Raw genomic sequence first — 12,455 nt, 5'->3', positions numbered from 1 at the left:
TCGGGTTCGGGATGACGTGGGGAGTTACAAATTAAATTGTTTCAAAATTCTCAAATTGGATTTTGTCTGATCTTCAAAAGACTCTCTTCTAAAAAAATTGTCCGGCAGAAAGATGATTTTTTTCCTTGCCTGTATAATCTTATATCACGCACCGCTAATATAATTACCTGCATCGTTCGTAGTTAAGGGAGAAAAGAAACTCATGCTTGATATTAAAACTGAAGTACTAAACGCCGAATATAGAATTCGCGCCTATATTCGTGAAACTCCTTTGGATTTCTCTGTCCCACTCAGTAAACTAACTCATGTAAATCTTCATTTAAAATGTGAGAATTTACAGTATACAGGTTCGTTCAAAGTACGTGGTGCGTTTAATGCGTTATTGTCTTTAAATAAAGAGCGGCAAAATGGCATTGTAGCAGCATCAACAGGAAATCATGGCGCAGCGATTGCCTATGGATTACATCAACTCAAACTTCCAGGAATTATTTTTGTTCCTGAAAATGTATCTCCAGTAAAAAAGGAGAATATAGGTTTTTATAATGCACCGCTTAAACTCTATGGGCAGGATTGCGTAGAAACTGAGTTACACGCAATAGATTATGCAAAACAACAGAGCATGGTTTATGTATCTCCCTATAACAATACTCAGGTCATTGCTGGCCAAGGCACCATCGCTATAGAACTCATGCGCCAACTGGATTCCATTGATGTGATTTTTATACCTGTTGGCGGAGGTGGATTAATTGGAGGGATTGCTGGATATATAAAAGCCGTCTCGCCAAAAACCAAAATTATAGGGTGCTTACCAGAAAACTCACCAGTGATGTCCGAGTCGATTAAAGCAGGAAAAATTATTTCCATGGAAACATTGCCAACTCTTTCCGATGCTACAGCAGGAGGTATAGAGCCTAATTCAATTACTTTGGATCTGTGTCGCGACTATGTCGATGATTTTGTTTCAGTTTCCGAAAATGAAATTCAATCTGCAATCATAACGATCATCAACACACATCATCTACTAATTGAAGGTGCGGCTGGTGTTGCTTTGGCTTCTTTTTTAAAATGCGCCAAATATTATCAAGGAAAAAATGCTGTAGTTGTTTTAAGTGGAGCTAATATTAGTCTGGAAACATTAAGAAAAGTAATTCAGTAGTTGATAAAATATCTCCGCCTCAGTTTGGCAAAGAACTCATCATCCCGCAGATAAGTACTGCAAGATGATGAGTTTTGGCAATCTAGTGGCCGCCGCCCCCTTCTCCGCCATAACCTTTTTCATCACTTGTTGAAATGGGTTGATTTGTATTGCAGGAACTTATAGATACAGTAACACCTATAAAACAAATAGCAAGGATCACTGTTTTCAATAGTTTAATTGGTGACATGGCTTTCCTTATTCCTTATTAATTATTTATTCCATAAATCGTCCATATGCCGATGTATTTTAAAATTCTACGTTGTAGATTTAAAATTTATGCCTCAATAAGATCTTAGTTGTCATTATTATAATCTGCAATTATCGCCTCAATTACACTCCAGGATTTTACAATATCCAGTGGGTTAGTACCTGGTAATGCCGCACATACAATCAATGCTTTCCACAAGGCCCACCCTCGAGCACGCGCCCATGTTGCATTATCGGGTTGAAGTATCCTACGAAATACTTCCCGGCTTTGCGCTGTTAAAAATGTCCAGGCAATTACCAAATCACATGCAGGATCACCGATTGCCAATTGACCAAAATCAATTACAGCACAGAGACGCCCCCCCTGGATCAATAAATTGCCTACAGCAATATCTCCATGGACCCAAACAGGATCTTTTTGCCAGGTTTGAGCTAACGCCTCAGACCATATTGAAGAAAGAGTCGTTGTATCTGTTTGTTTCGTCAAAATTTTAATTGCCTCTTGAACTTCAGCATCATAAGTTATCAGTGGTCCTCCACGATAAAAACTGTGCTCACCTGCTAAAGGGCCACCTGCAGTATCAATCGTTTGTAATTCCAGCAAAAATTTTGCAAGATCTTCGGCAAATAAACTCAGATCCTTAACACGCTCAAGTGATACAGTTTGTCCGTCAATCCATCGATAAATTGACCATTGCCAAAGATAGCCCTCTGCTGGCTCTCCCTTGGCTATAGGTGAGGGAATGGCAAGCGTTAAATGAGGGGCAAGATAAGGTAACCAACACTGCTCCTTTTCTACTTGAAGAGCATAAAATGCAGCACTTGGAAGGCGAACCGTCATTTCAGTGCCCAGATGAAAGGTTCTGTTATCCCAACCACTGAAGGCTACCGGTTTAATGGGTAAATTAGCCCATTGTGGAAATTGAGAATCAATTAATCTGCGTACAAGTGAAACATCAATAGGTACCCTCATCGCATCCCCGAAAATTTGGTAGGACGGTTTTTACCGAACATCACGCTAACTCATTTTTCTGTGTGAAATTTTATACTTCAACGTCATGCGCCAGTAGGCGTCTGTTCGCACGAAAATAAGTTACAGGAGAGTATTCCAATAAATCCGACAATTTTTCCATGTATATACACGCAAAGCGATCGACTTGATGGGCAAAATAGCTTTCCTCGGCCCCAGCACGGAAAATACGTTCCCATTTTGGATTAAAGTAGGTTTGTTGCTCTTTTAACAATTTGGTAAGCTGGGCATCAATTCTGCTGATTTGCGCTTGCAATTCTTGTATTTCATGGCTGTATTGTTTTGAACCCTCATCAACCATTTTAGTATACAAATTGACGTATTGTTTTTCTAAATCCTTTTTTATGTCCATTGCCTTGCTGATTTCTTTCTCTATGGGCATGGCTCGTGCTTGCGCCGCTATTTCCTCTCCAAGCTCTTCAACTACTAGAGCAGTGCGCCAATTGCAATCTTTTTTCAGCCTTAAGATATCTCCATAAATGTGATCCCCGATATAAAGAATCTCATCGCCACGAACATGTAAATCTTCAGTAAACTTTTTGGCATTCCCTCCTTGGTACACACCCGGAACTATTGGACCTATTGTATTAGTCATTGTCCCAATAGCAGGATGAATTGATAAAAATCGAAGATTATCGTAAAAAAAGCGGGGTTTATTGGCTAAAGTAATGACGAATTCAAATAAATTGATCCAACTCTCGCCCTTCTTTAGAAAAGGATTAATTGCATATTCCAGCAATAACTTTGTATAGGAAAAGTCGGAGTTTGTTAGAATAAATATCTTTTTGCCATGATGGATGAAGTGCTTCAACCCCTCAACCAAGGCACGCTCTTTAATTACATATGCCGGTAAATTTTTACTAATAATTGATTTTAAGCTGCCATCAGAATGCACTTTATCCACACAAAATTGTACATCCTGCGCTATGGTTTGATAACTGGGTATTTCCTCGGGATACAAGGTATCTTTTAAATGGACTAATTGGCCATACAAAACACAAAAGGCAATCGAAAATGAGGTATCTATCGCCATGTAATTCGGATCACTCAAATCAACATAGATACTTCGATAAATTTTCTGTTGTTCAGCATAATCGATAGGTTTCGTGCCATGATAGCTTTGGCGAATTGCACCATAGCGACTTAGCTTTAAAATATTGCCATTTTTGCTATCAATAACCAAACCACGAATCGCATCATGATAATTAAAATTTAATTTTTTAATCTGCTCAGGATAATGCTTTACCTCTACTAATTGCTCTTTGACGAGCTGATAAACCAAAGACTCAAAATTCTCGGAATTATAACGAATCAAGGTATGGTCCATGTCCAGACCAATCAGCTTGATTTTTTTCATATTTAAAATTCGGTTTACATAAACTTTATGTTCATTCATTAGCCTAAAACCTATTTAGTTATAAAGTTGTATTACTTAATTTAATGATTCTTGACCTTATCCTGTAGTACTACCATCAAGTTAATGATTTTTGTCATTCCCGCGAAGGCGGGAATCTATTCTCATAATGGCATTTTGCCCCTCTGGAAAGGGGTTCCCGCCTTCGCGGGTACTACAGTGTTTTTCTTAAGCGCTGGGTTCCATCGACAAGCCATGGAACATAGAGATACTTGGTTCCTTAGCCTTATGGTATTGAGCCAAAGCATAACCCGAGAATACTCCAGTCACCACATCGTCCAGGAACCTTCGATTTAATCTACTTTACTTGCTTAACACCATCTGCAGAAGCAAGCAAAATAATATCTGCTACTCGATGCGCAAAAATCCCGTTTTCTACAACTCCTGTTATTCGGTTAATGCGATCTTCCATATCCATAGGTTCATTGATTGTTAAATTAAACACATCAAGAATAATATTACCATTATCGGTAACGAAGCCTTCTCTATATTCAGGATCACCTCCCAATTGGACTAATTGTCGGGCAACCATGCTTCTGGCGAGCGGAATCACTTCAACAGCAACAGGGAAATTTCCCAAATGCTTCACGAGCTTTGAGTTGTCCACGATGCAAATAAATTTTTCCGCTACTTGGGCTACAATTTTCTCGCGCGTATGAGCACCACCGCCTCCCTTAATCATTTCGCCATGCTCAGTCACCTCATCGGCACCGTCAATATAAATCGGTAAATCCTGTACCGAGTTTAAATCAATAACAGGAATACCTTCTTTGCGTAATAAAGCCTCAGTCGCCTTCGAGCTTGACACACATGCATCAATTCGGTGTTTTATGGTAGCAAGCTCTTTAATAAAGAAATTCACTGTAGATCCTGTGCCTACACCAACCACCATATCGTCTTCGATGTATTGCAACGCAGCTTTTGCCGCCTTCATTTTTAATTCACTCATTAAGAACCGCTCCCCTTTCTTTGCCTTATGATTTCATATAAGGAAACACCAGTGGCTACAGAAACGTTTAAACTTGTCACACTGCCTGACATGGGCAAAGAAAATAAACCATCGCAATGTTCGCGTGTCAGGCGGCGCAGTCCTTCACCTTCAGCCCCCATCACAATAGCAACATCACCAGTACAATCTATTTGATATAGAGAACTGGTTGCCTCACCAGCTGCACCATATATCCAAACCCCATGTTCTTTTAAAAGCTTCATGCTACGTACCAAATTCGTCACTCTCACCAACGGTATTGATTCCGCCGCACCACATGCGACTTTACTCACTACCGGAGTAATACTGGCACTTTTATCTTTAGGAATTACCACAAAATCAACACCAGTTGCATCTGCAGTGCGCAAACACGCCCCTAAATTATGTGGGTCGGTCACGCCATCTAGAATAAGAATCAAGGCAGGCTGTTTACTCGCCTCTAATAATGCAAGCAAATGGGACTCATTGTAATCAGGCAACGAAGAAGCAACTGCAACGATTCCTTGATGGGCAAAATCTGCAAAGCGCTGATTCATTTTTTGAGTGCTTAATTTTTCGAGACTGACATGTGATTGTATGGCTTTATCAATAATGTCCTGTAATCGCTTGTCTACACGGTCCTCACTTATATAGAGCTTTTTAGTCACTCGATGCGGATTAGTTAATAAAGCAGAAACTGCATGTACCCCATAAACATACTGCTCACTCATGACTTGCTGTTTCCTCTACCGGCTCAAAATCAATTTTACGTTCATCGAGATCAACGCGGGCCACTAAAACCGTCATCTTGTCCCCCAGGCGATACACGTATCCGCCTCGTGCCCCAATCAAACGATGTTTTACAGAGTCAAAAGTATAATAATCATTTTTTAATGAAGTCACATGGACTAAACCTTCGACATAAATTTCATCAAGTTCGACAAAAATTCCAAAACTTGTCACAGCAGAAATTCGCCCTTTGAATACCTGCCCTAATTTATCTTGCATGTACTCACATTTTAACCAAGAAACGACTTCCCTTGTTGCTTCATCTGCTCGACGCTCGGTCATTGATGCATGTTTACCCAATCGATTCATGTCTTCATGGGTGTAACTAAATTCATCAACGGGATTATTATCCAACAAATGACCAATAGCACGATGGATCAATAAATCAGGATAGCGTCTGATGGGTGAAGTAAAATGAGTGTAAGCAGAATAGGCGAGACCGAAGTGTCCTTCATTCGCTTCAACATAGAGCGCTTGTTTTAAAGAACGGAGCATTACTGTTTCAATCAAGTGCTTGTCAGGTCGACCCTCTATGGCATTCATCGTGCGCTGAAAATCTTTGGGTCCAGGTTTTTTACCGCCGCTCAATTGCAATCCCAATTCGCCTAAAAACTGCCTTAATGCAGTAACCTTATCCTCTTCAGGAGCAGCATGCACCCGATAAAGGGTAGGGATCTGTGCTTTTTCCAAAAATCGTGCGGTAGCAACATTCGCAGCCAACATACACTCTTCAATCAATTTATGGGCATCGTTGCGAATCACCGGAATTATATATTGAATTTTTTTATTTTCATCAAACTCGATTCGCGTTTCAGTGGTCTCAAAATCCATTGCACCACGAAGTTTACGAGTAACCAGTAATACGTGATACAAATCGTGAAGCGCTTGCAAAGTAGGCCATAGGGAACCATGTTGTTCGTCTGTAGCCCCCTGCTCAAGCCAAGAACCAACCTGCGTGTAGGTCAATCGGGCATGTGAATGAATCACCGCACGATAAAACCGTGACCGCGATATTTTACCTTCGCTACTAATCGACATTTCAGCAACCATACACAGGCGGTCGACATGAGGATTTAACGAACATAAACCATTAGATAAGGCCTCAGGTAGCATGGGAATGACTTTGCCAGGAAAGTAAACTGAGTTGCCACGGCGCGCGGCCTCCTTATCCAATGCGGAATCCTGCATTACGTAATTACTGACATCCGCTATCGCAACATATAACTGAAAACCGCCTTTTGGCTTTTTGTAACAATAAACCGCGTCATCAAAATCTTTAGCATCTTCACCATCAATCGTAACAAATGGAAGACTGCGGAGATCCGTGCGTCCCTTGATTTGTTCTTCGGTGACATGCTGTGGAATTTTTGCTACTTCAACGCCCACATCTTCTGGCCATTCAAAAGGAATTCCATGCGCATAGAGTGCAACTTGAATTTCCATGCCTGGCGCCATGTGCTCACCTAAAACATGAATCACTTTGCCTATGGCTTGTGTTCGTTTGCTGGGAAATGCAATTAATTCGACTAAAACGATTTGTCCATTTTTTGCACCGTTTATCATTTCTTGAGGAATAGAAATGTCCTGAGTCAAATGTTTGCTATCTGGCAAGACAAAACTAACCCCATGATCGGTAAAAAATCGTCCCACTACAGTGGCATTAGCATGCTCAATTACTTCGTGAATTTTGGCCTCAGGTCTTCCACGTCGGTCCACACCAACTTGATAGGCAAGCACAACGTCTCCATGCATCACCGCCCGCATTTCTTTAGCGGACAAAAACATATCCTCTGAACCATCATCAGGAATAAAAAAACCAAACCCATCAGCATGCCCTTGGACGATACCTCGAGATAAATTTATCCGTTGCATGAGACAAAAGCGGTTGCGCCGATCTTGCATAATTTGTCCATCACGCAACATAGCCTTTAGTCTAAATCCCATAGACTCTTGCTTGCGCTCATCACTTATTTTTAACTTGTCAAATAATTGATTGCGTGACATCGGTTTCCCGTATTCATTAAGAATTTCCATAATGAATTCGCGACTTGGGACAGGATCGGTATATTTTTCACTTTCCCGTTTATAAAAGGGATCTTTAGATTTTTTGCTCAACGTATATCCTGTTTGTATTTTGTTTTCATTGTATTGAGTCACTCATTATCTGCTCAGTTCTACCATTTATCTATGAAAGTAGCAAGATAAGTAGTCCTTACTTGGGCACAGGAATCACAAACCCGCGTGCGCCCACTGCGGCGGTTAATGCCGATAAAGACATATCTTCTGCGGCCCAAAACGTACTGTCTTGTCCATTGGCAGGAATTTTCACCTCGTTCCATTTACAGACGGCAACCAGTCCTTCACAAGGTACTTGTTGTTCATGGCCAGGCTTAGATTCAATGCAATTTAAAGTAAACGGGCCTTTATTCAAGGCCAATGCTGACCAATTTCCGCCTTGCAGTCGGGTTGTCCAACCTGCGCTAGCACTTGGGTTAGCAACAGGATGAGTAATCCATAAATCGGTAGACGTAAGATTATGAATAAACACCAGACTGCTTTTTTTAGCTTTGAGAGTCACTGATTCACCTTGGACAGCAACAGCCTGACATCCAACTGGCAAGGTCGATTCAGCAGCAACGTAAAAAGATAACAGTGAAAAACAAAGAAAAGCGAAAACTCTCATTACTTTCTCCTAAAAATTAGAAGATCTGATTTGTTTCAGATCATGAAGGCATGCTTGCAAGGATAAAATTATATAATTAGCCTATATGACTTGTCAGCCTTACTTGCTAAAATCCTTCTCAATTTCGCCTGACAATTTAATCAATATGCATATCTGGGTAGATGCCGATGCGTGCCCCAAAATAATTAAAGAGATCTTGTTTCGCGCCGCGGTTCGCACGAAAACGCCACTCACTTTGGTGGCTAATTCCTATCTTAATTATCCTAATTCACCCTTTATCGACGCAGTGCAAGTCGTGAAAGGTTTTGACAGCGCAGATCATTATATCACAACACATTTAAAACCCTTTGATTTAGTGATAACCGCTGACATCCCTTTGGCAGCAGATGTTATTGCCAAAAAAGGATTGGCGATTAATCCTCGTGGAGAGGAATATACTGAGAACACTATCAAACAGCGTTTAAATTTAAGAGATATGCACGAGCAATTACGAGCCACGGGTCATCATTCTGGTGGTCCTGCTGCATTAAGCATTAAGGATAAAACTGCTTTTGCCAATGCCTTGGATAGATGCTTGGCAAAGAAGATACATAAGTAATCATTTAATTCACTGATTAGCTATATAAATTTTAAACTCACAATAAAAATTCTCCTACATGCCGCAAATAAAACTTGAGAGAGGGTTACAATAAGTGACCATCCCTCAGGGAAAAGCCGCAAAATATAGCTTTTTGACTCGAGGTAGGTGAAGACCATAAATTTGACAAATAATTATCGGCAACCTAGATTTTAAATACGCTCAAGATGAAATGGTACAACTGCATGAAGCTGGTTAAGCATTTCCTTTTTCTTATTCTGTTCGTGAGTACGACACTCGCTTATAGCAATAGCATTATAGTAGGCGTTTCAAAATCAGCACCTCCTTTTTCTGCGGTAGATGGCAGTAACCATTATTTTGGTTTTTGCATCGATCTGATGAATGAAATTTGTAAACGTCTCAATGTTGTATGCGAATACAAGCCAGTTACCATAAAGAACCAAATAGATCAATTAAATGCAGGGAGCATTGACATTACTTTTCCGCCAAGCCCCATACCCCAAACCACCTCGCAAAATTATGTTTACAGTTTGCCCTTTATGACAAGTGATGGACAATTTTTAACTATGTCCTCAAATATAAAAACCATTGCGGATCTTAAAGACAAAAAAATAGGAACTCTAGAAGCAAGCCACCTTGAAGATACTCTTGCACTTTATACCAGCAAAGATAATATAAAAACCTATCCAAAAATTTCTTTAATGATTACAGCATTGCTCAATAATGATGTCGATGCAATCGTGCTGAACATCAATATCTTTAAGTATCTTACTATTAATAAAGTGATTAACTTTCAAACTGTAGGCAAACCCATTATTCTCGGAAATGGATATGGAATCCTGGCACTCCCAAAAAATACTGCACTCATCAACAGCATCAACAAAATTTTATTACAAATGGAAAATGATGGGGCTTATGAAAACATCTATAATAAATACTTCGGCTCCAATTTGTAGCGCTATACAGTATAGGTTAAACTGGCATCTCTTTTCAAAGAGTCAGGATAAAACATGTCAGATCGTATTAATAGCGAAGAAATCATCAATCTACATAGAAATTCCATCATCCAATGGAAAGCCTCAGGTGTAGTGCATCAACACCAAGAATTTTATCGCCTCGTTGAAGAAAATCATGCGTTTAACTATCAGCTCTGGCATGCAGAAGATAGGGCGCGTCGTGATGATCAGGGGTATGAGTTTGTATACCAGGCAAAGCGAGAAATTGACCGCTTCAATCAATTACGTAATAACCGTATGGAAGCAATGGATGAATGGCTTTTCAATCAATTGCGACCCGCAGATTATAATACTTGTCCCGTGAACTCTGAATCACCAGGAATGATCATAGACAGGCTTTCTATTTTATCTTTGAAATCTTATCACATGGGACTGCAAACCAAGCGGGAAGATGTTGCAGAAGAGCATCGGAACAATTGTGCCCATAAATTAGTAATTATTAATCAACAATTAGAACAATTAGCCCAGTGCTTCAAAGAATTGCTTGAAGAAGTACAAGCCAAAAAAAGGACGTTCCGAATCTACCATCAATTTAAAATGTATAACGATCCTACTCTAAACCCCCAATTGTACTCCCGGGAGAAGAACGGTAAAGATTTAGGCTAGTCTCGCTCATTGAATGAGGCAGTTTGGTGTCTTGTGAGATTTTTTTATGATGAAAGAAATTCCAAAATGAAGAACCGCTTTTCGACAGGGAATCAGGGGCTTTGGGGTTCGGAGGCTCTCTTGATTCCCTTTGAGACTGGGTTTTCATTTTATCCATCGACACTTCGACACCGTCCGATTCTTTAGTTTTCGCAGAACCAGCCGGGCATTGAGGTGGACGCCCCAAACCTTTTGCCAAAGCCCGAAGGCCGAGAACTACTGAAAAGAGGACGCCACTTGCAATTGCCAATACACCCATTACAGGCGTATCGTGATAATGCCCATCAGAATCAGCCTCTTGTGAAAAAGTCATTGCAAAATTGGAGAAATTATTTCCCTTGGATAGACCGGAAGCAAAAGAACGGAATACTTCAAACCACTCTTGGAAAAAAGTCTGTGGTGAAGGATCCTCTTTAAGACCATCTTTCAATGAGGTCGCAAAAGTTTCTGCATTTAAAATATCCGTATCGACATTCGTCTCAATACGCCTCTTCATCTCCATAATTTGAGTGAAAGGATGCTCTTTTTGACTCTCTTCTTTGCGTCTTTGCATATTCTGATAGTGAGCATTCAAGGTATAAGCGGCCATCGCTATCATTAACACCAGACCAGAAACGATAATTACTGCCAATAACGCAGGAGGAAAGGTACTTGCAGTAATTAAAGAAAGCGAAGAAGCTGTAAATAAAATACTGGTCAACACACCGTAAGCAAATAAACCATACTTCATGCCTAACAGTCCGGCTGCTACATAATTGTAGGTTATTTGGTCTTGTAATAATTGATGTTCTTTTTCAAAATTCTCAATTAAACAACAAACCTCACGCTTCAATCTTCTGATTTCTTCCAGGTCTTCATTTTTAATGCTCTTACGTGTTTGTAACTCAAGTAATTTAGTATAGGTCAATTCCAGTTCTTTAGTTGTTAACGCCAACTTACAGCGAGTTTGGGTAACCTCCAGACGTAACTGATAATCATATTCTTCATAAATTCGTGAAATGACACAAGCTAGCGTATATAAAGCGCCAATAATCGACAGAGCAAGAAGAAGAGGTGGCGAAAGGGCCGAAAGACTCACTACACCAATATAAAGGTATAACCCATCTAGAAATCCCCCGGTTGCTACTGCTAAATACGCATAAACGCGATTATCCATATCCTGATATTCAATTCGTGCTAAATAGGATTTGCGATCTAACGGTGTTAAAGAGCTTAAATGTTGGATTTGAAGTAACAGCTCTTTATTCATATCCATTTGCATTTTACGCCGCTCAAACATGCTGCGTATCCAAAGACGATTGGCAGCAGCAAATACACCTAATACCAATCCTACCGGGATCACCATATATTTAAGGTCCATCCCACTTAAGAGGCTTAAAACTTGGACGGTGCTTCGCCATCCTTTATAGGCATTCTTTAAGCCTTTCATCAGATCACGAAAATAGGGCCATGCGGACGCTATGAATTTTTTTACAGAATCCTTTTTCTCTTTATCATAAACACTTGCTAAAAAGGAAAATGAAACTAAAAAAATCGCTTCTGCAGCAACGGCAGCGATCCCCTCGGGAGAGGTCAGTACTTTGTGGATAAAGTCAGGATCAGTCTTGGATATAAATACTTCAATAAAGTATTTAAACATACTGTAAGAAGAGCTTAGAGAATCCATAACGGCATAAGCATGATAAATATAACGATCTTTATCGAGCTTTTGAGCGAGAAGTCTACTCTGCGCGTCAATACGACCGGCGATCGCCAAGAGAAAAACGAGGTCTTCTGATTTTAACGATGAATCTTCTTCGCCCTTAATAGTCATTCTTACACACAGAAATGGCGACCGGTTACGATGGGCGGATTATATGGATTATTGCTCTCGATGTCAATAATCGTTTCATCATGGACTAAAAAAAT

Annotated in this window: 12 protein-coding genes; 4 read left to right on the top strand and 8 right to left on the bottom strand. The window is 40.1% G+C overall.

Going from position 1 to position 12,455, the window contains the following annotated elements; genetic code table 11:
• The first annotated feature begins 202 nt into the window (after positions 1 to 202).
• Positions 203 to 1,156: a threonine/serine dehydratase gene (locus tag BW930_RS15470; RefSeq protein ID WP_058467618.1), complete on the top strand. Its 954-nt coding sequence runs from the start codon at positions 203 to 205 to the stop codon at positions 1,154 to 1,156.
• A gap of 82 nt (positions 1,157 to 1,238) precedes the next feature.
• On the opposite strand, the gene BW930_RS17230 is transcribed toward BW930_RS15470, so the two are convergent.
• The 7 genes from BW930_RS17230 to BW930_RS15440 all read right to left on the bottom strand — a co-directional run bounded on the left by BW930_RS17230 (position 1,239) and on the right by BW930_RS15440 (position 8,288).
• Positions 1,239 to 1,385 carry a hypothetical protein gene (locus tag BW930_RS17230; protein ID WP_165481626.1) on the bottom strand — a complete coding sequence of 49 codons (147 nt, stop codon included), beginning with the start codon at positions 1,383 to 1,385 and terminating at the stop codon, positions 1,239 to 1,241.
• 105 nt (positions 1,386 to 1,490) lie between these two features.
• Positions 1,491 to 2,378 (bottom strand): aminoglycoside phosphotransferase family protein, encoded by an 888-nt coding sequence (locus tag BW930_RS15465; protein WP_058467619.1) that lies wholly within the window; start codon positions 2,376 to 2,378, stop codon positions 1,491 to 1,493.
• Between the two features lie 70 nt (positions 2,379 to 2,448).
• Positions 2,449 to 3,831 carry an HAD-IG family 5'-nucleotidase gene (locus tag BW930_RS15460; protein ID WP_058467620.1) on the bottom strand — a complete coding sequence of 461 codons (1,383 nt, stop codon included), beginning with the start codon at positions 3,829 to 3,831 and terminating at the stop codon, positions 2,449 to 2,451.
• 316 nt (positions 3,832 to 4,147) lie between these two features.
• Positions 4,148 to 4,798, bottom strand: a complete 651-nt coding sequence (gene rpiA, locus BW930_RS15455) for a ribose-5-phosphate isomerase RpiA (protein WP_058467621.1) — start codon at positions 4,796 to 4,798, stop codon at positions 4,148 to 4,150.
• Entirely contained in the window at positions 4,798 to 5,547 is a 750-nt protein-coding gene (gene rlmB, locus BW930_RS15450; protein WP_058467622.1) for a 23S rRNA (guanosine(2251)-2'-O)-methyltransferase RlmB, read from the bottom strand. Before rlmB ends, rpiA begins: the two co-directional genes overlap by 1 nt.
• On the bottom strand, positions 5,540 to 7,720 hold the full coding sequence (gene rnr, locus BW930_RS15445; protein WP_058467623.1) for a ribonuclease R: 2,181 nt from the start codon (positions 7,718 to 7,720) through the stop codon (positions 5,540 to 5,542). Before rnr ends, rlmB begins: the two co-directional genes overlap by 8 nt.
• A gap of 97 nt (positions 7,721 to 7,817) precedes the next feature.
• Positions 7,818 to 8,288 carry a hypothetical protein gene (locus BW930_RS15440; protein ID WP_058467624.1) on the bottom strand — a complete coding sequence of 157 codons (471 nt, stop codon included), beginning with the start codon at positions 8,286 to 8,288 and terminating at the stop codon, positions 7,818 to 7,820.
• A 145-nt stretch (positions 8,289 to 8,433) separates the two neighbouring features.
• On the opposite strand from BW930_RS15440, the gene BW930_RS15435 reads away from it, so the two are divergent.
• The 3 genes from BW930_RS15435 to BW930_RS15425 all read left to right on the top strand — a co-directional run bounded on the left by BW930_RS15435 (position 8,434) and on the right by BW930_RS15425 (position 10,508).
• Complete coding sequence (locus tag BW930_RS15435; protein ID WP_058467642.1) at positions 8,434 to 8,886, top strand: YaiI/YqxD family protein; 453 nt, start codon at positions 8,434 to 8,436, stop codon at positions 8,884 to 8,886.
• A gap of 224 nt (positions 8,887 to 9,110) precedes the next feature.
• Entirely contained in the window at positions 9,111 to 9,842 is a 732-nt protein-coding gene (locus BW930_RS15430) for a transporter substrate-binding domain-containing protein (RefSeq protein WP_058467625.1), read from the top strand.
• A gap of 54 nt (positions 9,843 to 9,896) precedes the next feature.
• Entirely contained in the window at positions 9,897 to 10,508 is a 612-nt protein-coding gene (locus BW930_RS15425; protein ID WP_058467626.1) for a DUF4254 domain-containing protein, read from the top strand.
• On the opposite strand, the gene BW930_RS15420 is transcribed toward BW930_RS15425, so the two are convergent.
• Entirely contained in the window at positions 10,453 to 12,360 is a 1,908-nt protein-coding gene (locus BW930_RS15420) for a hypothetical protein (RefSeq protein ID WP_058467627.1), read from the bottom strand. The two genes, BW930_RS15425 and BW930_RS15420, sit on opposite strands and share 56 nt — an antisense overlap.
• Positions 12,361 to 12,455: the final 95 nt, after the last annotated feature.

Origin of the sequence: Fluoribacter gormanii (genome assembly GCF_900156395.1) — a bacterium.
GTDB lineage: Bacteria > Pseudomonadota > Gammaproteobacteria > Legionellales > Legionellaceae > Legionella > Legionella gormanii.
This window is presented reverse-complemented; position numbering and strand designations above follow the sequence as displayed.